Origin of the sequence: Nonomuraea sp. AD125B, from assembly GCF_041402765.1 — a bacterium.
Classification (GTDB): Bacteria; Actinomycetota; Actinomycetes; order Streptosporangiales; family Streptosporangiaceae; genus Nonomuraea; species Nonomuraea bangladeshensis.
The window spans coordinates 354,676-373,981 of the sequence record NZ_JBGLOU010000007.1; the positions used below are offsets into that span (position 1 = coordinate 354,676).

The following is a 19,306-nucleotide window of genomic DNA, read 5'->3' on the forward strand; positions in this document are numbered from 1 at the left end:
TCGGAACTTCGGAGAAAGGGGATCGGGGAATGAGCGTGACGGCCGGCCTGGAGCGACGCGGCGACCTGCCCACCAGGGAGCTGCCGGTCAAGTGGGTGATCGTCCTGGACCGCGACCTGCCGCGCGGGCTGCAGGCGAACGCCGCCGCCTGCCTGGCCGCCTCCGTGGGCGTCGCGGTGCCGGACATCGTGGGGGAGGGCGGGGTGGACGCGGCCGGAGCCGCGCACGCGGGACTGCCCTGGACGGGCTGCACCGTGCTGGCCGCGCCCGCCGCGATCGTCCGGCGCATCAGGGACGACGCGGCGGCCGAGCCGGACCTCGTCATGGCGGACATGGCGGACCTCGCCCAGCGGGCCTCCGTCTACAACGACTACCTGGCCGCGCTCGCGCGCGCCGAGGAGCCGTCGTACTACGCGGTCAGCCTGTTCGGGCCGCGCCAGGTCGTGGAACGGCTCACCGGGCGGCTGCCGCTGCTGCGCTGAGTCACAGGCCGGCTGAGTCAGGCCGGCTGAGTCAGGCCGGCTGGGCGGCCAGGAACTCCAGCACCATCGGGCTCGCGATCTCGCGGAACTCCTCGAAGTAGGCGTGCCTGGCCCCCTCGATGAGCCGCAGCTCGGCTCCCGGGATGCGCCCGGCCAGCAGCGGCGCGTTGGCCGCCGGGTTGAACACGTCGTCAGTGCCGTGCACGACGAGCGTGGGCGCGGCGATCGCGGGCAGCGCGTCCCAGGCGTCGTGCCCGGCGCTCGCGGCCAGGTGGCGGCGGCGGGCGTGCGCGGGCATGCCGGGATCGCCGGTCGTGTGATGGGGGCCGGGATGCGCCGCCAGCCAGGCCGGGGTGTACATGAGCTCCAGCAGCGCCTGCTCCGCCGCCGCGCGGTCCGGCTGGGCGAGCGACCTGCGGACCTCGTTGCTCCGCTCGACGCCGTGCGCTCCACCGGGCGAGCTGCAGCCGAGCACCAGCGCGGCCACCCGCCCGGGATGGTCGGCCGCGAGCCACTGGGCCACCCGGCCGCCCATGGACGTGCCGTACACGTGGGCCCGCCCGATCCCCAGCGCGTCCAGCACGGCCACGACGTCGGCGGCGAAACCCCGGGTCGTGTACGGCTCGTCCGGCTTGTCGCTGTCGCCGGTGCCGCGCCAGTCGAGGGTGACGGTGAGGTGGCCGGCCGCGAAGTCGTCGCGGACCGGATCCCACCAGCGGTGGTCGTTCGCCTGGCCCTGGAGCAGCACGAGCGCCGGTCCGTCGCCCCTGACCTGGTAGGACAGCTTCACTCCGCCGTCGGTCGTCGCATATGGCACGCCTCCGATGGTGCCGCACGCCTGCCTGTGCCTGCATCCTGGTGTTGGAGTGAGTACTCACTCCCTATTGACGGAGTGAGCACTCACTCCGTACCGTCTGAGGCATGACGAACGAAACAGGCCGGCGTCGAGCGCCGGCGATGACCCCCGAACAGCGCCGCGAGATGATCGTCCGCGCCGCACTGCCCCTCGTCGTGGAGCACGGCACCTCCGTCACCACCGCGCAGGTCGCCCGCGCGGCCGGCATCGGCGAGGGCACCGTCTTCCGCGCGTTCGGCGACAAGGACGCCCTGCTCGACGCCTGCATGGCCGAGGCGCTGCGTCCCGACGACACCCTCGCCCACATCGCGTCCGTCTCGATGGAGCTGCCGCTCGCCGAGCGGCTGATCGAGGCGGCCGAGGCCATGCGCGGCTACCTGTCCAGGATGGGCGCGGTCGCCGGGGCGCTCGCCGCCTCCGGCGGGCTGCGGCGCGGCGACCCGACCGCCCCCGCCGCGCGGGAGGGCGAGAGCCGGGAGGAGCACCTGCGCAGGGGCGCCGACGCCCGGCAGGCCTCGATCGCCGCGCACCAGGAGGTGCTGGCGGGCCTGTTCGAGCCGGAGCGCGACACGCTCAAGCTGCCACCGGACCGGCTCGCGCTCGCGTTCCAGATGCTGGTCCTGTCGGCCGGCCGCCACCACCCCGACACGCTCACCACCGCCGAGCTGGTGGACCTGTTCCTGCACGGCGCGCTCACGACCGGCTAGCTCTGCCGAGTCCTGGCGAAAAATGTGGGCGCGGGTGGGGAATGGACCGGGGGCGGGTGTGGTTACATAGATCGTGGCCGGTGTGTCCAGTGTCCCCGGGCCTCACCTATCGCCTTCACGGAATACCGTTCGGCTGGAGCCGTGTTGTGCCTTTCGCCGAGAGGCGACCTGCACACCGGTACACAATCGCGTCGAGCGCCCGCCCTCTCCGGAGGGCGGGCGCTCGACGCGTTTCTAAGGGGTCAGGCCGGGGCGGCCCGAGCTGACGTACTTGCGCGGGCGCAGGGCGTGGGCCCGCAGCGCGGCCAGGGCGGCGAGCTGACCGGGACGGTCCATGCGCACCACCAGCTCGTCGCTGTAGGCGAGGCCGAGCGCGGTGAGCTGGGCGACCAGGTCGCTCACCGGGCCGGCGACGTTCTCGACGCCCGCGGCCGGATGCCATCCCTCGCCGCCGACCACCTCGGCCACCCGCTCGTGCAGCTTGGCGGGCGACATCAGGGTGCCGTCGGCCAGCAGCATGAGCGCCGCCTCCCTGGCCGACACCTCGAACTCGTGCTCGCCCTTGGCCAGCAGCAGCCGGGTCACGGCCGTCCACATGGCCTCGGGCGAGGCCAGCAGCCGCCGGCCGTGGTCGGTGATGACCATGCGCGCGCCGTCGCGCCGGATCGCGCCCAGCTCGCGCTCGGCCAGCTCGCGCAGGCGCAGCGCGGCCGGCGACGGGGCGAGCCGCAGCGGCAGGGTGCCCTCCCTCGCGGCCAGCGAGAGCAGCTTGTGCAGGGCGGGCAGCGGCTGCGGCGACACGGGCGCGTGCAGGCGCACCTCGAACGGCTGGGCCAGCTCCCGCCGGGCCGGGCCGCGGCCGAGCACCCAGCGGTTGAGCCGCTCGCCGTGCACCCGGTTGAGCCAGCTGTCGCCGCCCAGGTCGGCCCGCGCCTCGGTGAGCCAGCGGCGGGTGAGCGCGACCCTGTCCATCTGCTCGCCGGCCACGATGGCCAGCTCAAGTGCGGCCGAGCAGGCGAGGTGGGCGCCCAGCTCCTCCGGCCCCATGATCATGCTCCATTGCAGCTCGGGCACGTCGGGCGGGAGCACGCCCGTGGCCTCAAGGGCCTTCTGGTAGGCGCTGGTGCCGGCGTCCTCGCCCTCCCGCGCGTACGTCCGCAGGATCTGGGCCGTCGTCGGCGACACGCACAGCGCCGCGTATCGTTCCAGGCCGCCCAGCTGGAGCAGCCGGCCGAGCGAGCGGGCCAGCCGCTCGTGGTCGCCGTCCGCGCGCAGCGGCCCCACCTTGAGCGGCAACGTGTACCAGAGGAACTCGCAGACGTCGAGCTGGGTCACGCTCTCCAGCGGCTCGCCGCCGGTCAGCCATTCGACGGCGGTCCTGGCCTCTTCTGCGATCTCCGGCTCAGAGCGCTCCAACTCGGCGAGCAGGGCGGTGACATCCGGTGCACTCATGCCTCGAAGTTTGCCGTATCGACCCCTGGCCTGACGATGGCCGAATCCGGTGCGTATTGGGTCTTGCACAGTGACTACCCTAAAAAAGCGCTATTGACCGGACTGTGAGCGGATCAGATCCATCGCTTCTCGAACAACATACGGGCCTTCCACTCGGTGTACGGGAGCAGCTCAGCGGACAGAATCGGGTGCAACCACCAGAAGTTGATCAACGCTAGCAGGGCGAAGGCCCCCACGACGGCGGCTCCCACGGTCCGGCGCACCGGCGTCGCGCCGGTGGCGGTCGGCCGGGCGGGGCCGATGAGCAGCCCGGCGCAGAGCGTGATGGCCAGCACCATGAACGGCACCATGGGGATGGCGTAGAACAGGAACATCGTCCGGTTGTCGGCGATGGCGAAGTAGAACCACGGCAGCCAGCCCATCGCGTAGGCCAGCAGCACCGCCCCGGCCCGCCAGTCGCGGCTGGAGACGTAGTACGCGATGAGCGCCACCAGCGCCGCCAGCGCGCCGAACCAGATCACCGGCGTGCCGACGCCGAGCACCGCCTCCGAGCAGTCCTTGACGCCGCAGGTGTCCTGCCGTCCCTCGTAGTAGAAGGCGACCGGGCGCAGCAGCAGCGGCCACGACCACGGCTCCGACATGTAAGGGTGCGTGCTCTCCAGCCCGCTGTGGAAGGTGAACACCTGCCACTGGTACTTGATCCACGACCGCATCGAGTCGAACAGGAAGAACAGCGGATTGCCCGCCGAGGTGGCCTGCGCCCAGTTACGCCCGTAGCCGTTGGCCGAGGCGAACCAGCCGGTCCAGGTCAGCATGTAGGCCACGAACGGCACCACCGCGAAGGACAGGAACCCCTGCGGCACGTCCTTGTTGAGCGCCCCCACGTACGGGTGCCGCAGCCCCACCGCCCGCCGCGCCCCGAAGTCCCAGAGCAGCGACAGCACCGCGAACGCGGCCAGGAAGAAGATCCCCGACCACTTGACCGACATCGCGAAGGCCAGGCACACCCCGGCCGCGAGCCGCCACGGCCGCGCGCCGAGCCGCGGCCCGTACGGGGACAGCGGCCCGCTCTCGTACCAGGCGACCAGCCGCTCCCGGGCCTGGTCGCGATCCACCACCAGGCAGGCGAACGCGGCGAGCACCCAGAACATGAGGAAGATGTCGAGCAGCGCCGTGCGCGACAGCACGTAGTGCAGGCCGTCCAGCGCCAGCAGCAGCCCCGCGAAGCAGCCGAGCAGCGTCGAGCGGGTCATCCGCCGCGCCACCCGGGCCAGCACCAGGATCGACAGCGTGCCGACGACCGCCGCGGCGAACCGCCAGCCGAACGGCGTGAGCCCGAACAGCCACTCGCCGAAGCCGATCATCCACTTGCCGAGCGGCGGGTGCACGACATAGGAGGCGCACTTGTCGAGCGCGTCGGGGGCGCAGCTCTCCCAGATGTCGGTGTTGCCGGCCAGGATCGCCTTGTCGGCGTCCTTGACCGCGACCCGCTCGACCCCCCAGGTGATGAGCGAGAAGGCGTCCTTCATGTAATAGGTCTCGTCGAACACCACGGACTTGGGATGCGCGAGGTCCCAGAAACGCAGGATGCCGCCGAAGAGAGTGACCAGCAGCGGGCCGATCCATCCCCACATGACGCTGCCGCGCATGGGAGGGATCATCCGATCGCGCACGGACCGCGTCGGGGGAAGGCTCTCGCCGGCCTCCCGCTCGTCGAAGGCCTGATACGGGGAATCGGTCACCGCCATTCGGACATCGTACGGGGCCTAAGCCGGTAGGTACGTAGAAACACGGTCTAATACGGATGCCCTGCCACAATGGACGAGTGACTGAAGAAGGCAGGCTGGTGCTGGCCGGAGCTCCCATCGGCAGGGCGGGCGACGTCTCGCCCCGGCTGCGCGACCTGCTCGGCGAGGCCGACGTCGTGGCGGCCGAGGACACCCGGCGGCTGCGCAGGCTCGCGGCCGAGCTGGAGGTGGAGATCACCGGCCGGGTGGTCTCCTACTACGACCAGAACGAGGCCGGCCGGGCCCAGGAGCTGCTGGAGAGCCTGAAGGAGGGCCGCACGGTCGTCGTCATCACCGACGCGGGCATGCCCGGGGTGTCCGACCCCGGCTACCGCCTGACCAGCCTCGCCGTCGAGGCCGGCATCACGGTCACCGCGCTGCCGGGGCCGAGCGCCGTCACGACCGCCCTGGCCGTGTCGGGGCTGCCGAGCGACCGGTTCTGCTTCGAGGGCTTCCCGCCGCGCAAGGCCGGCGAGCGCTCCCGCCGCCTCGGCGCGCTGGCCCGGGAGGAGCGCACGATGGTCTTCTTCGAGGCGCCGCACCGGCTGGCGGAGTCGCTGAAGGCGATGGCGGAGGCGTTCGGCGCCGAGCGGCCGGCCGCCGTGTGCCGCGAGCTGACCAAGACCTACGAGGAGGTCCGCCGTGGCGGGCTCGGCGAGCTGGCCGAGTGGGCGGCGGGCGGCGTGAAGGGCGAGATCACCGTCGTGGTGTCCGGCCACGTGCCCGGCGCGGTCGAGCCCGACCCGGACGAGCTGGTCGCGGAGGTCGAGCGCAGGGTCGCCGAGGGCGCGCAGCGCAAGCTCGCCGTCGCCGAGGTCGCGAAGGAGGCGGGCGTCCAGAAGCGCGAGCTGTATGACCTGGTTCACAAGCGCCTATAGTGCGCTTCGTGAGCAATTGGGGTGTCTCGCGGCAACGGCTGGTCCCGCCGATGCAGGGCTCACCCCTCGTGGGATGGCTCGGCCCGCTCCTCGTCGCCGTCTTCGGCGGCGTGCTCCGCTTCGTCCGGCTCGGCGTGCCCCACGCGGTCGTCTTCGACGAGACCTACTACGCGAAGGACGCGTACTCGCTGCTCAGGTTCGGCATCGAGCGGGCCACGCTGGGCGACGCCAAGAATCCTGTCGCCGACCGCAGGCTCGTCGCGGGCGACCTCGACATCTTCCGCCAGTGCGGCGAGCCGGCCGACTGCGCCTCGTTCGTCGCCCACCCGCCGCTCGGCAAGTGGATGATCGCCGCCGGCGAGTGGCTGTTCGGGATGAACCCCTTCGGCTGGCGGTTCGCCGCGGCGCTGGTCGGCACCCTGACGATCCTGGTGCTCGCCAGGGTCGCGCGCCGGATGACCCGCTCCACCCTGCTCGGCTGCCTCGCCGGGCTGCTGCTCGCGCTCGACGGCCTGCACCTGGTCTTCTCCCGTACGGCGCTGCTGGACGTCTTCCTCACCTTCTGGGTGCTCGCCGGGTTCGCCTGCCTGGTCGTGGACCGTGACCGTACACGGGGGCTGCTGGCCGGCCACGCCGAACGCGGGCCGCTCGGCGGGCTCGGCCCCCGGCTCGGCGCGCGCCCGTGGCGGCTCGCGGCCGGCGCCTGCCTCGGCGCGGCCTGCGCGGTCAAGTGGTCGGGGATCTTCTTCCTCATCGCCTTCGCGGTGCTGTCGCTCGCGTGGGACGCCGGGGCCAGGCGGGCGACGGGGGCGCGGCGGGCCTACCGGGGGACGCTGACGCACGACCTGCCCGGCGGGCTGGCCGCGATGGGGCTGCTGCCCGCCGTGGTGTTCCTGGCGAGCTGGGCCGGGTGGTTCGCGTCCCCGCTCGGCTGGGGGCGCGACTGGGAGGGGGCCACCTCGTCGGGGCCGCTCCACTTCGTCGTGGCCTCGTTACGGTCGTGGTTCGGCTATCAGAGCCAGGTGCTCGGCTTCCACAGCGGGCTGGACGACTATCACCCGTACATGTCGGAGCCGTGGTCGTGGCCGCTGCTGTTACGCCCGGTCTCGTTCTACTACCCGACCGGCCTGCCGCCGTCGGCCTGCGGCGCGAGCGCCTGCTCGCAGGCCGTGCTCGGCGTCGGCACCCCCGCGCTCTGGTACGGCGCCGTCCTCGCCGTCCTCGCCCTGATCGTGAGATACGGCGCCGTCCGCGACTGGCGGGCCGGCGCCGTGCTGCTCGCCGTGGCGGCCGGCTGGCTGCCGTGGTTCTACTACGCCGTCGCCGACGACCGCACGATGTACCTGTTCTACCTGCTGCCCGTGGTGCCGTTCATGGTGCTGGCGGCCACGCTGGCCGCGGGGCTCGTGCTGGGCAGGCAGGACGCGCCGCCCGCGCGGCGGGCCGTCGGGGCCGCCGTCGCCGGGGCGTTCGCGCTCGTCGTGCTCATCAACTTCTGGTGGCTCCAGCCGGTGCTGACCGCCGAGACGATCACACACGGAGAGTGGTGGGCTCGGATGCTGATGCGTTCCTGGGTGACCTCCGCGCCCAAGTGACGCCCTTGCGCAGCGTGATCGCCGCCGCGATACAGGCCAGCGGGACGGCCGGCAGCACGTAGCGGTAGTCGAACTCCGCCGTCGCCGCCGGGGCCAGCAGCAGGCCCACCGCGCCCAGCCACGGCAGCACCACCGGGCCGCCGAAGGTGCGCCAGCGCACCACCACGCCGTACAGGCCGACCAGCAGGACGCCGCCGAGCACGATGCCGGGCAGGTAGAACACCTTCTGGTAGCCGGCCATGATGTCGGCCCACGGGTGCGTGATCCTGGTCTCCGGCGGGCCCTGCTCGTAGCTGAAGGCGTCGGTGTCGGTGCGCCCGCCCGCGTACGACGACCACTTCGGCAGCCGCTTCGGCTGGCCGTTCTCGTCGAGCTCGACGTACGGCTTGAACTGGTACATGTTGTAGGTCGACTCGTCGGGGAAGCGCGGGCGCGACCAGTGGAAGGAGCGGAAGAAGTCCCTCGCCACGACCTTGAGGTAGTCGCCCGGCTGCGACAGGATCGCCCGGGTGGCGAACGCGCTGGCCGCGTCGTTGGTGATCTCGCTCCATTTCTTGTTGACGCCCCAGCGGTGCAGGACCTCGCCGGTGCCCTGGCCGTCGCCGTTGCCCTGGCCCCAGAGGTACCACTGCGCGTAGTCCTTGCGCTGGTCGACCGGGTCGTTGATGCACAGCAGCAGGAGCTGGACCTCTTTGTACTTGTCGAAGGTCATCTTCTCGCAGTCGGCGAAGATCGCCGTGCGCATGTAGAGGATGAGGCCGTCGCTGTTGGTCATCGCGAACTTGCCGTACGCCGAGGCGAACCACCCCATGTACGCCAGCACCGGGATCGCGCACGCGGTGACCAGCGCCGTGATCGGCCGCCAGCCCGTCCGCTTGACCAGCAGGTAGAGCACGACCAGCGCCAGGATCGGCAGCCCGATCGAGCGCGTCAGCCAGGTCAGCGCGAGCAGGAACCCGATCACCGCCCCGGCCTGCCACGTCAGCCGCCGCTTCCACAGCACCAGCGTGATGACGCCCACCACGAGCAGCGTGAACTGCGTGTCGGACATCACGAGCTGCTCGAGCTGGATCTGGTAGGCGTCGAACAGCACGGGCGCGGCGGCCAGCGTCGCCCCCCACTTCGGCAGCCGGAACTTGATCCGCAGCAGGGCGTAGATCAGGCAGGCCGTGGCCAGCCCCATCAGATGCTGCGCGAACGTCACCAGCGCGAAGCTGTGGAACGGCTTGAGCAGCATCAGCCAGAAGCTGTAGCCGTCGGGCCTGATCGGGTGCGGGCGCGGGTGCAGCGCCACCGAGACGTACTCGTAGGAGTCGTTGAACCACATGGCCGGCCCGTAGCCGAGCATGGTGATGAGCCGCAGCACGGCGCCGACGCCGAAAGCCGCGGCGAACACCCGATGCCGGCGTACGAAGGACAGCAGCCGAGCTGCCCGGCCTGGAGCGGAGTGGTCCACAGGAGTAATCTCCGCGACGCTCACCATGCTGTAAAGAATGCCAGTCGTTTCTCGGACTTGACCCGAGCATGCTCGGGCAGAGTGCATGATGGTCCACTGGATGAGTCTTATCTTGAAGGGTAGACACGTGGAACTGACGGTGGTCATGCCCTGCCTCAACGAGGCGGAGACCGTGGAAGTCTGTGTGCGCAAGGCCCTGGCGTGCATGGAGGAGCACGGCATCGAGGGCGAGGTGCTGATCGCCGACAACGGCAGCACGGACGGTTCGCAACAGCTTGCCCGCGATGCCGGCGCGAGGGTGGTGCACGTCGACGCCAAGGGCTATGGCAACGCCCTCATGGGCGGCATCAGGGCAGCTCGCGGCAAATTCGTCATCATGGGCGACGCCGACGACTCCTACGACTTCACGGCCCTGCTGCCGTTCGTGGAGCAGCTCCGTGACGGCGCCGATCTGGTCATGGGCAACCGGTTCAAGGGCGGCATCGCCCCCGGGGCCATGCCGCCGCTCCACCGCTACCTGGGCAACCCGGTGCTGTCGTTCATCGGGCGGCTGTTCTTCCCGTCCGCCATCGGCGACTTCCACTGCGGCCTGCGCGGTTTCCGCCGCGACTCGATACTGAAGCTGCACCTGCAGACGGGCGGCATGGAGTTCGCCTCCGAGATGGTGGTGCGCGCCACGCTGTCGGGGCTCGACGTGCGCGAGGTGCCGACGACGCTCTCGCCCGACGGCCGCTCCCGCCCGCCGCACCTGCGCTCCTGGCGCGACGGCTGGCGTCACCTGCGCTTCCTGCTGCTCTACAGCCCCAAGTGGCTGTTCTTCTACCCCGGCGTCGCGATGATGATCATCGGTTTGGTGGCGGGCACGCTGCTGACCTTCGGTCCCGTCGAGATCGGCGAGCTGGCCTTCGACGTCGACACCCTGGTCGGGTCGTCGGCGCTGGTGGTCATCGGCTTCCAGGCGGCGCTGTTCGCGCTGTTCACGAAGGTCTACGCGGCCGAGGAGGGCTTCCTGCCCGAGTCGCCGCGCATCCGCAGGATCATCGACATCGTGACCCTGGAGAAGGGCCTCGTGGTCGGCGGCCTGCTGGCGCTCGCCGGCGTGGTCGGCCTGGTCATGTCGCTGGTCCACTGGCAGGTGCGCAGCTTCGGCGAGCTCGACCCGCGCGAGTCGCTGCGCCTGGTGGTGCCGTCCGCCACCGCGTTGATCATGAGCTTCCAGACGATCTTCGCCGCGCTGTTCGTCAGCATCCTCGGCATCCGCCGCACCCGCGAGACGCCGGTCGACCACGTCGCCGCCGTCGCAGAGGAGGCTGCCCAAGCCGTCACCCGCGAGGAAAGCCCGGCCTAGTTTTTCTTTGCCGTACGACGCGCCGGGGCGGGCCGCCCCGGCGCGTCGCGCTGTTACGGGGGAACGGGTCCGAGCCGGACGGGGATCGCCGTAGGCTTAGGAACATGTCCCAGCACATCTTGACCGCCGTCGCGTGGCCCTACGCGAACGGCCCCCGCCACATCGGGCACGTCTCCGGGTTCGGCGTGCCGTCCGACGTCTTCAGCCGCTACCAGCGGATGGCGGGCAACAAGGTGCTGATGGTGTCAGGCACCGACGAGCACGGCACGCCCATCCAGGTGCAGGCCGACAAGGAAGGCGTCACCGCCAGGGAGCTGGCCGACCGCTACAACCGCGTCATCGCCGAAGACCTGACCGGCCTCGGCCTCTCCTACGACCTGTTCACCAGGACCACCACGAAGAACCACTACGCGATCACGCAGGAGATCTTCAAGGGCCTGCACGCCAACGGCTACATCTTCCCGAAGACCACGATGGGCGCCATCTCGCCCTCGACCGGACGCACCCTGCCCGACCGCTACATCGAGGGCACCTGCCCCATCTGCGGCTATGACGGGGCCCGCGGCGACCAGTGCGACAACTGCGGCAACCAGCTCGACCCGATCCAGCTCATCAACCCCAAGAGCCGCATCAACGGCGAGACGCCCGCGTTCGTCGAGACCGAGCACTTCATGCTCGACCTGCCCGCCTTCGCCGAGGTGCTCGGCGGCTACCTGCAGTCCAAGCAGGGCGAGTGGCGGCCCAACGTGCTGAAGTTCGCCCTCAACCTGCTCGGCGACCTGCAGCCGCGGGCGATCAGCCGCGACCTCGACTGGGGCGTGCCGATCCCGCTCGACGGCTGGCGCGACCAGCCCAACAAGCGCCTCTACGTGTGGTTCGACGCGGTGATCGGCTACCTGTCGGCCTCCGTCGAGTGGGCCCGCCGCTCCGGCGACCCCGACGCCTGGCGCCAGTGGTGGCAGAACCCCGACGCCCGCGGCTACTACTTCATGGGCAAGGACAACATCGTCTTCCACGCCGAGATCTGGCCGGCGATGCTGTTCGGCTACAACGGCCAGGGCGCCCGGGGCGGCAAGGCGGGCTCGCTGGGCGCGCTCGACGTGCCGTCCGAGGTGGTCTCCAGCGAGTTCCTGACGATGGAGGGCCGCAAGTTCTCCTCCTCCCGGCAGGTCGTCATCTACGTGCGCGACTTCCTCGCCCGCTACGACGCCGACGCGCTGCGCTACTACATCGCGGTGGCCGGCCCGGAGAACCAGGACACCGACTTCACCTGGCAGGAGTTCGTCAACCGCAACAACGGCGAGCTGGTCGCGGCCTGGGGCAACCTGGTCAACCGGTCCATCTCGATGGCGGCCAAAAACTTCGGCGCCGTCCCCGAGCCGGGCGAGCTGACCGACGCCGACCGGGCGCTGCTGGAGCGCTCGCGGGGCGCGTTCGGGCCGGTGGGCCAGGAGCTCGGCAGGTCCCGCTTCAAGAACGCCATCACCGAGGCGTTCGACGTCGTCCGCGAGGCCAACCGCTACCTCGCCGAGCAGGAGCCGTGGAAGCTCAAGGACGACCCGGAGCGGCAGAAGTCGATCCTGCACGTCGCGCTCCAGGTCGTCGACGACGCCAAGACCATGCTCACACCGTTCCTGCCCTCCTCCTCCAACAAGGTCCACGCCATGCTGGGCGGCGAGGGCGTCTGGTCCGGCATGCCGGAGATCCGCGAGGTCGACGAGGACGGCGGCAAGCCCTACCCGGTCATCACCGGCGACTACGACGGCGCGGCCCGCTGGGAGCACCGCCCGATCAAGCCGGGCACGCCGCTCACCGCGCCGGTTCCGCTGTTCAAGAAGCTCGACCCCAAGGTCGTGGACGAGGAGCTGGCCCGGCTGGAGAGCTGACCTCGCGGGGCCCGCTAGTTTGGGGGGCGTGAGCAAGCTTCCCGCCCCGCCCGAGCCGCTGCCGGAGCCGGTCTTCGACAGCCACTGCCATCTCGACGTCATGGTGGGCAACCGGCAGGCGTCCTCCGGAGATCCCGTCGCCCAGGCCGCGCAGGCGGCCTCGGCGAGCGTGCGGAGCATCCTGGAGGACGCCCGGTCGGTCGGCGTCACCCGGCTCGTCACGATCGGCTACGACCTCGACTCCTCCCGCTGGTGCGCCCAGGCGGCCGCCGAGCACGAGGACGTGCTCGCGGGCGTCGCCATCCACCCCAACGAGGCGCACGCCGCGACGCCCGAGGTCCTGGCCGAGATCGAGGCGCTGGCCGGGCGTCCCGAGGTGCGGGCCGTGGGGGAGACCGGGCTCGACTACTTCCGCGACTGGGCGAGCAAGGACGACCAGCACGCGAGCTTCCGGGCGCACATCGAGATCGCCAAGCGCACCGGCAAGGCCCTGGTGATCCACGATCGCGACGCGCACGACGACGTGCTCAGGGTGCTGGCGGAGGAGGGCGCGCCGGACAGGGTGGTCTTCCACAGCTTCTCCGGTGACGCCGAGCTGGCGAAGAAGTGCGCCGACGCCGGATATTTCATGTCTTTTTCCGGGCCGGTGACGTACAAGAACGCCGACCACCTGCGCGCGGCCGCCGCGGCCGCGCCGCTGGAGCTGGTGCTGGTCGAGACCGACGCGCCCTACCTGCCGCCGGTCCCGCACCGGGGCAAGCCCAACGCCCCCTACCTCATCCCGCTCACCCTCCGCTGCCTGGCCGAGGTCAAGGGAGTCCAGCCCGCCGACCTCTGCGCGGCCATCAACGCCAACGGAGTCAAGGTCTTCGGCGACTGGTGACCATTTTTCGGTGAAGCGGTGGAGGCCGGCGCGGTGCCGCGGTTAGCGTTCGGGCGGTCACTCTCCGTCATCGGAGGTGGCGTGTGACCGGAGGTGGTACGTGCGTGGCAGAAGGCGTAAGCCGCGCCCGCCGATCCCGTGGCGCTCCCCCTGGACGCTCGTGGTGTGCCTGGCGGGCGGCGCGGTGGTGGCGGCGATGGCCGTCACCTCGGCCATGGCCAAGGACGTGGTCGTGGTCGTGGACGGCAAGCGGACGGCGGTGCGGAGCTTCGCCGCGTCCGTACGCGACGCGCTCGGCGAGGCCGGCGTGGCGCTCGGCTACGGCGACGTGGTGCGCCCGCCCGCCCAGCAGCCGCTCGCCGACGGGGCCACGATCGAGGTGCGCCGCGCCCGCCCCATCACGCTGACGCTCGACGGCCGCACCAGCGAGCATCTGGTCACCAGCACCGACGTGGCCGGCGCCCTCGCCGAGCTGGCCATCCCCGCCGCCGCCGGCCGGGTCTCCGCGCCGCCCGACGAGGCCGTGCCGCTGTCCGGGATGGCGCTGACCGTTTACACCCGGCGCAAGGTGTACGTGGTCGCCGGGGCCACCCGCCTGGCCACCCGCACCACCGCCAGGACCGTGCGCGAGGTGCTGCGGCAGGAGCGCGTCGGCCTCGGCCGCGGCTACCTGGTGGAGCCGCCGCTCTCCAGCTTCCCCAAGGACGGGACGGTCATCACGGTCAGGCCGCCGCGTACCGATCCGGTCGATCCCGGGGTCGCCGCGCTCAACTGGGGGGCGCTGGCGGAGTGCGTGTCGAAGGGCGATCCGCGGGCGTACAACGCGGAGGGGCCCTACTACGGGATGTACCAGTTCAGCGTGCCGATGTGGCGGGCCGTCGGCGGGCCGGGGCTGCCGTCGGACTGGCCGGAGGAGGAGCAGACGTACCGGGCGCAACTGCTCTACCAGCAGGTGGCGGGGCGCTGGCAGGGCCAGTGGCCGAGCTGCGGCGCCCGCCTCTTCGTCCGCCCCTGACTCTCACCCGGCTACGGACACCCCGAACTGGGCACCCTTGGGCGGTCTCACCGTCTCCAGGCTCTCGGCGTTGCGCCCGGCCACCGCCACCTGCCCGGCCGGCCGCGCGTCGGGCTGCCCCACGAACAGCTTGTTGCCGCTGAACGTCACCGACCAGCCGAACAGCCCCTCGGCCTCCGCCAGCCTGCGGTCCTCGGCGGCGTCCCGCCACGAGAGGACGCGTACGCCGCCCCCGTACGGCGCGCCGACGGCCAGCCTGCCGTCGGCCGAGGCCGCCAGCGCGAAGCCGAACCCCTCCTTGCCGCCCTGCTTGACCGTTCTGATGACCTTCTTGGCCGGGTCGAGCAGCTGCACGCTGCCGGCGCCCGGCGAGCTGACCGCGTACCCGGAGCCCTCGGAGTAGGCGACCGCGTAGCCGTAGCGGTCGCCGCTGCGGGCGGTGGGGGAGTCGAGCTTGAGACTAGTGAGCTTCGCCGCGAACACGTCGTCGAGGAACACCGCCGAACCCGAGTTGATCTTCCCGGCCTCGACCTGGCGGCCCGCGCCGTCGTCGTTCTCGTACGGCACGCCGACGAGCAGCGCGTTCTTCGGCCCCCACGCCATCGACCAGCCGAACTGGTCGCCGAGCTCGCTGTTGCCGCGTACGTCCACGGTCTCCTGGCTGATCCTGCGCAGCTCGCCCTCGCCCTTGCGGACATAGACGGCGCCGGCGTCGGTGAACTGCTTGTCGTCCTCGTACGGCGCGCCGACCGCCAGCAGGTCGCCCCGCGCCGCCAGCGACCAGCCGAAGTGCGCCGACCGCTGCGGCTGCGCCGCCGTCAGGCGGACCGGCGCGCGGGTGCCGCCGCCGTAGACCACGTACACCGCGCCCGCGTCCTGCTCGCCGCCCACGTCCGCGTACGGGGCCCCGACGACCAGATCGGCGCAGGAGTCGCCGTCCACGTTCGCCAGCCGTACCGACCAGCCGAAACCGTCGCCCGTCGCCAGGCCGGGAACGCGCACCGGCACCACCTTGCCGCCGGACACCACCTGCACCGCGCCCTTGTCGTCGTCGCCGAACGGATCGCCCACCGCCACGTCGTCCACGCCGTCGCCGTCGAAGTCGGCGGGCGTGGCGCAGGCCGCCGCCCGCGCCGCCGCCGGCATCACCGTCGTAACCACGACCAGCAGCAGCGCCGCGGGCATGCCCCCGAGTCTCACAACGACACCTCGATCTGCTTGCCGTTCTCCAGCATCGTCGCCGTCAGCTTGACCGGCCTGCGGTACGTCGCCAGGTCGAACACGAACGCGCTGTCCACCCGCGCGCCCGGCAGGATCGCCGGGGGCAGCGTGACGGCGGCCGGATCGTGCTCGCCGCCGCGGTCGTCCACCAGCGTGACCACCGGCTGGACCAGCGGCCTGCGCTCGCCGCCCGGGTTGAGCATCGTCCACCGGATCACGCAGAGCTGGCCCTGGGTGGCGACCTTGCCCTCGTACTCCTTCAGCCCGCAGCGCGGCGCGGACGAGATGATCGCGATGGGGTCGTCGAGCTCGCCGCCCAGCGGGAACCTGCGGCCCACGTCGTTCGGTTGGGCGCCGGCGGTCGCGGCCCGCGACGGGCCGCCGCCCGCGGCCGAGGTGCCGGGGCCGCGGCCGGACGTCACGATCAGGACCCCCGCCGTGACCACGATGGCCAGCACGGCCGCCGCGGCGGCGATCAGCCAGCGGGTGCCCGCGGTGCGGTCGCCGCCGAGGGTGTCGGGCTCGTTCGGCAGCGGCTCGGGGGAGACGGCGGTGCGCCGGTCGCCCGGCTGGGTGTCGGCGGCGCGCTGCTCGGAATGCGCCATCCGGTGCAACTGCTCCCGCGCGGGCACCCCGCCGAGGCCCCACGCCTCGCCTGCCCGCCCGGGCGTGTCCTGTCGCGTCCGGCCCAAGGGTTCGTGGCGGGTGGGAGTGGGAGTGGGGCCGGGGGACTTCGTGGCCTCGGTGGCTCTGGTGGGCTCGGGGGCCTTGGTGGCTCTGGTGGCCTCGGGGGCCGAGATCGTGGCCGCCGTGCCGGTGGGCGGAATCCCCGGCCCCTCGCCCTCGCCACTGTCCCCTTCGGGCCCCTGCTCGCCGCTCTTGCGCTTGAACAGGCCGCGTACGCGTCCGGGACCGGCGCCACCGTCCTGCTGCCCGTCGCCCTGGGGGGTGGGCCAGCGGGCCAGCTCTTCCTTGGCCGCCAGCTCCTCCCTCCGCGCCAACTCCTCGAACGCCGCCTGCCCCTGCCCCTGCCCCGAGGACCCGGCTAAGGACCCAGGGGACGCGCCGGACGGCGACCGCCCGGCGTCGGATAATCCGCCTGTCCCCGTACCGGCCGGCCCCCGTTGTGCCGCGTCCCCCGACGGCGGCGGGGCCGCCGTGAAGGTGGCCGTGATGTCCGGCTCGTCCACCACGTTCCTCGGCGGCTGCCAGTCATTGAGCATCTCGGTGGCGACCAGCGTCGGCGGGTTGATCGACGGCGCCGGCGTGTTCCCGCCCACCAGGGCGATCAGCAGGTCCTGCGCGGTGGGTCGTGCGGCCGGCTCCATCGAGGTGGCCAGGCGTACCAGCTCGTTGAGCGGAGCGGGCAGCGCGCCCAGGTCGGGCGGCGTGTTGAGCACGCGGTGGGCCATCGTGATGGGGTCGCCACGCCCGAACGGGTGCCGTCCGTTGCCCGCGTACGCGATGAGACAGCCCCAGGCGAAGATGTCCACGGCCGGGCTGATCGCCTCCCCGCGCACCTGCTCGGGCGCCCACCACCCGGGGCTGCCCAGCAGCTCGCCCGACATCGTGAACCCGGTCTCCCGATCGAGCGCCCGCGCGATCCCGAAGTCGATCACGCGAGGCCCGGACAGGGAGAGGATGACGTTGGCCGGCTTGAGGTCGCGGTGCACCAGCCCGGCCACGTGGATCGCGGCCAGCGCCGCCGCCACGCCGAGGCCGACGCCGTGCAACGGCCCGGGGTCCAGCGCCCCGAACCTGGCGATCTGGTCGGAGAGCGGGGTGCCCGCGATGTACTCGGTCACCATGAAGGGACGGCCGTCGCCGGTGTTGCCGTTGTCCAGCACCTGAGCGGTGCAGAACGACGCCACGCGCCGCGCGTTCTCCACCTCCGCGTGGAACCGGGCCGCGAACCCCTCCTGGTTGGCGAACTCCGCCTTCACGACCTTGAGCGCGACGAAGCGGCCGGTGGGCGCACGGGCGAGGAAGACGGTCCCCATGCCGCCTTCGCCGAGTCGCCCCAGCAGGCGGTACGGGCCGATCTCCCGCAGGTCTGTCGGACGGAGCGGCGCGGCGCCCGTTGGCTCCATGAGGGACGTCCCTTCCTGTTCCACGCCATCCTCTCCTTTGGTCTCCCCATCCGCCATCTCCAGTTCTTCGATGCGGGAGACTGGTTGGATGATGAGCCTGTTGGGCCCTGCAGAAATACGTATTTTGGCGGACAAGCTAAATCTTCGTCCGACAAAAAAGCTCGGCCAGAACTTCGTGATCGACGCGGGAACCGTCCGCCGGATCGTCCGGGTGGCCGAGCTCTCGGCCGACGACGTGGTCATAGAGGTCGGCCCCGGGCTCGGCTCGCTCACCCTGGCCCTGCTGCCGTCGGCCGCGCACGTGGTGGCCGTCGAGATCGACCCGGTGCTCGCGACCCAGCTCCCCGTCACGGTCGCCGAACGCGGCCTGGCCGACCGCCTCACGGTCGTCAACGCCGACGCCATGAAGATCACGCCCGCCGACCTCGGCGGACACGTACCTACGGCTCTGGTGGCGAACCTGCCGTACAACGTGGCCGTCCCCGTCGTCCTCCACCTCCTGGAGGCCCTCCCGTCCCTGCGCAAGGGGCTGGTCATGGTGCAGTCCGAGGTCGCCGACCGCCTCGCGGCCGGTCCCGGCTCCAAGGTGTACGGGGTGCCGTCGGTCAAGGCCGCCTGGTACGCGGACGTACGGCGAGCCGGCCCGGTCGGCCGCACCGTCTTCTGGCCGGTCCCCAACGTCGACAGCGGCCTGGTCTCCCTGGTCCGCCGCGACCCGCCGGCCACGAAGGCCACCCGCGAACAGGTCTTCGCCGTCGTGGACGCCGCCTTCGCCCAGCGCCGCAAAACCCTGCGCGCCGCCCTGGCCTCCTGGGCCGGCAGCGCCCCCGAGGCGGAAAACATCCTGCGCGGTGCCGGCGTGGACCCGTCCGCCCGCGGCGAACAACTCGACATCACCGCTTTCGCCCGCATAGCCGAACTCAAGCCCTAACCCCAACCCCCAACACCCCCCACCTCGTCCAAACCACCACCCCGTACGCCACGCGAAGCGCTGGCTGCCGCACGGCTGGACCTCGCGCGGTTGGACCTCGCTCCGACGCCACCGGTGCCGTCAGACTCTGCTCCGACGCCCCCGCGCGGTTGAATCCCGCGCGGTTGGACCTCACGCCATCGGCTCCTGGGTCGTTGGCTCGCGAGCGCTTGGCCTATGCGTGGTTGGCTTCCGCGCGGTTGAACCTCACGCCATCGGCTCCCAGGCCGGTGGTCTGCGAGCGCTTGGCCTCGAGCGCCTGGCCCCCGCGCGGTTAGACCTCACGCCATCGGCATCCCGGGTCATCGACCCCCGCGATTGGGCCCCGCGCCATTGGGCCCCCGGGCGGTTGGGCCCCCGGGCGGTTGGGCCCCCGGGCGGTTGGGCCCCCGGGCGGTTGGGCCCCCGGGCGGTTGGGCCCCGCGTCATGGGCTCCTGCGCGGTTCGAACCCCCGGGCCATTGGACCTCGTGGCGTTGGCCTCGCGCTGTTGGTCCCGTGCCGGGGGGATCCTGCACGTGCGGCCAGGATCCCTGCGCATGGGGCCGGGGCCAGCCTGGTCGCACCAAGCCGTCGGGGCATCCGCCCTTACATCGGCCGACCGATGGCGTCGGCCTGCTCGCTCAGACATGACAAGCGCCTACTTGCTGACCCGAAGCCGCCGAGCGCCGACCTGCGCAT

General features: G+C 71.8%; 15 protein-coding genes. 9 read left to right on the plus strand and 6 right to left on the minus strand.

What is annotated here, in order from left to right; genetic code table 11:
- The first annotated feature begins 29 nt into the window (after positions 1 to 29).
- Positions 30 to 482 (plus strand): DUF2000 domain-containing protein, encoded by a 453-nt coding sequence (locus tag ACBR40_RS21040; protein WP_364455126.1) that lies wholly within the window; start codon positions 30 to 32, stop codon positions 480 to 482.
- 31 nt (positions 483 to 513) lie between these two features.
- Here ACBR40_RS21040 and ACBR40_RS21045 read toward each other — a convergent pair whose 3' ends face one another.
- On the minus strand, positions 514 to 1,299 hold the full coding sequence (locus ACBR40_RS21045; protein WP_371249847.1) for an alpha/beta fold hydrolase: 786 nt from the start codon (positions 1,297 to 1,299) through the stop codon (positions 514 to 516).
- Between the two features lie 104 nt (positions 1,300 to 1,403).
- On the opposite strand from ACBR40_RS21045, the gene ACBR40_RS21050 reads away from it, so the two are divergent.
- Positions 1,404 to 2,045 (plus strand): TetR/AcrR family transcriptional regulator, encoded by a 642-nt coding sequence (locus ACBR40_RS21050; RefSeq protein WP_344211018.1) that lies wholly within the window; start codon positions 1,404 to 1,406, stop codon positions 2,043 to 2,045.
- A 234-nt stretch (positions 2,046 to 2,279) separates the two neighbouring features.
- Here the strand turns inward: ACBR40_RS21050 and ACBR40_RS21055 are convergent, their stop codons facing one another.
- Together ACBR40_RS21055 and ACBR40_RS21060 are read right to left on the minus strand one after the other, a co-directional pair.
- Positions 2,280 to 3,497 carry a hypothetical protein gene (locus tag ACBR40_RS21055; protein ID WP_344211016.1) on the minus strand — a complete coding sequence of 406 codons (1,218 nt, stop codon included), beginning with the start codon at positions 3,495 to 3,497 and terminating at the stop codon, positions 2,280 to 2,282.
- A 113-nt stretch (positions 3,498 to 3,610) separates the two neighbouring features.
- Positions 3,611 to 5,245, minus strand: a complete 1,635-nt coding sequence (locus ACBR40_RS21060) for a dolichyl-phosphate-mannose--protein mannosyltransferase (protein WP_371249848.1) — start codon at positions 5,243 to 5,245, stop codon at positions 3,611 to 3,613.
- A 77-nt stretch (positions 5,246 to 5,322) separates the two neighbouring features.
- On the opposite strand from ACBR40_RS21060, the gene rsmI reads away from it, so the two are divergent.
- Positions 5,323 to 6,162, plus strand: a complete 840-nt coding sequence (gene rsmI, locus ACBR40_RS21065) for a 16S rRNA (cytidine(1402)-2'-O)-methyltransferase (protein ID WP_344211012.1) — start codon at positions 5,323 to 5,325, stop codon at positions 6,160 to 6,162.
- A 50-nt stretch (positions 6,163 to 6,212) separates the two neighbouring features.
- Positions 6,213 to 7,757: a dolichyl-phosphate-mannose--protein mannosyltransferase gene (locus ACBR40_RS21070; RefSeq protein WP_371249904.1), complete on the plus strand. Its 1,545-nt coding sequence runs from the start codon at positions 6,213 to 6,215 to the stop codon at positions 7,755 to 7,757.
- Here the strand turns inward: ACBR40_RS21070 and ACBR40_RS21075 are convergent.
- Positions 7,693 to 9,240 carry a hypothetical protein gene (locus ACBR40_RS21075; RefSeq protein ID WP_371249849.1) on the minus strand — a complete coding sequence of 516 codons (1,548 nt, stop codon included), beginning with the start codon at positions 9,238 to 9,240 and terminating at the stop codon, positions 7,693 to 7,695. The genes ACBR40_RS21070 and ACBR40_RS21075 overlap by 65 nt on opposite strands.
- A gap of 100 nt (positions 9,241 to 9,340) precedes the next feature.
- Here ACBR40_RS21075 and ACBR40_RS21080 point away from each other — a divergent pair, with 100 nt between their 5' ends.
- The 4 genes from ACBR40_RS21080 (at position 9,341) to ACBR40_RS21095 (ending at position 14,345) form a co-directional block, all read left to right on the plus strand.
- Positions 9,341 to 10,561: a glycosyltransferase family 2 protein gene (locus tag ACBR40_RS21080; protein ID WP_329589707.1), complete on the plus strand. Its 1,221-nt coding sequence runs from the start codon at positions 9,341 to 9,343 to the stop codon at positions 10,559 to 10,561.
- Between the two features lie 104 nt (positions 10,562 to 10,665).
- Positions 10,666 to 12,447, plus strand: a complete 1,782-nt coding sequence (gene metG / locus ACBR40_RS21085; RefSeq protein ID WP_344211005.1) for a methionine--tRNA ligase — start codon at positions 10,666 to 10,668, stop codon at positions 12,445 to 12,447.
- A gap of 28 nt (positions 12,448 to 12,475) precedes the next feature.
- Complete coding sequence (locus tag ACBR40_RS21090) at positions 12,476 to 13,330, plus strand: TatD family hydrolase (RefSeq protein ID WP_371249850.1); 855 nt, start codon at positions 12,476 to 12,478, stop codon at positions 13,328 to 13,330.
- A gap of 100 nt (positions 13,331 to 13,430) precedes the next feature.
- Positions 13,431 to 14,345 (plus strand): ubiquitin-like domain-containing protein, encoded by a 915-nt coding sequence (locus tag ACBR40_RS21095; RefSeq protein ID WP_344211001.1) that lies wholly within the window; start codon positions 13,431 to 13,433, stop codon positions 14,343 to 14,345.
- A gap of 3 nt (positions 14,346 to 14,348) precedes the next feature.
- Here ACBR40_RS21095 and ACBR40_RS21100 read toward each other — a convergent pair whose 3' ends face one another.
- Together ACBR40_RS21100 and ACBR40_RS21105 are read right to left on the minus strand one after the other, a co-directional pair.
- Positions 14,349 to 15,545, minus strand: coding sequence for a hypothetical protein (locus tag ACBR40_RS21100; RefSeq protein WP_371249851.1), 1,197 nt, complete (start codon positions 15,543 to 15,545; stop codon positions 14,349 to 14,351).
- Positions 15,542 to 17,680, minus strand: a complete 2,139-nt coding sequence (locus ACBR40_RS21105) for a protein kinase (protein ID WP_371249852.1) — start codon at positions 17,678 to 17,680, stop codon at positions 15,542 to 15,544. Before ACBR40_RS21105 ends, ACBR40_RS21100 begins: the two co-directional genes overlap by 4 nt.
- Before the next feature lie 46 nt (positions 17,681 to 17,726).
- Here ACBR40_RS21105 and rsmA point away from each other — a divergent pair, with 46 nt between their 5' ends.
- The gene (gene rsmA / locus ACBR40_RS21110; protein WP_371249853.1) at positions 17,727 to 18,587 is read left to right on the plus strand and encodes a 16S rRNA (adenine(1518)-N(6)/adenine(1519)-N(6))-dimethyltransferase RsmA; all 861 of its coding nucleotides are present in this window, start codon (positions 17,727 to 17,729) and stop codon (positions 18,585 to 18,587) included.
- Positions 18,588 to 19,306 lie beyond the last annotated feature (719 nt).

Bases quoted from the DNA above. Each gene is read 5' to 3' on its own strand.
- rsmA (WP_371249853.1), top strand. From the start codon at position 17,727: ATGCGGGAGACTGGTTGGATGATGAGCCTGTTGGGCCCTGCAGAAATA.
- ACBR40_RS21075 (WP_371249849.1), bottom strand. From the start codon at position 9,240: ATGGTGAGCGTCGCGGAGATTACTCCTGTGGACCACTCCGCTCCAGGC.
- ACBR40_RS21060 (WP_371249848.1), bottom strand. From the start codon at position 5,245: ATGGCGGTGACCGATTCCCCGTATCAGGCCTTCGACGAGCGGGAGGCC.
- ACBR40_RS21055 (WP_344211016.1), bottom strand. From the start codon at position 3,497: ATGAGTGCACCGGATGTCACCGCCCTGCTCGCCGAGTTGGAGCGCTCT.
- ACBR40_RS21070 (WP_371249904.1), top strand. From the start codon at position 6,213: ATGCAGGGCTCACCCCTCGTGGGATGGCTCGGCCCGCTCCTCGTCGCC.
- ACBR40_RS21050 (WP_344211018.1), top strand. From the start codon at position 1,404: ATGACGAACGAAACAGGCCGGCGTCGAGCGCCGGCGATGACCCCCGAA.
- metG (WP_344211005.1), top strand. From the start codon at position 10,666: ATGTCCCAGCACATCTTGACCGCCGTCGCGTGGCCCTACGCGAACGGC.
- ACBR40_RS21040 (WP_364455126.1), top strand. From the start codon at position 30: ATGAGCGTGACGGCCGGCCTGGAGCGACGCGGCGACCTGCCCACCAGG.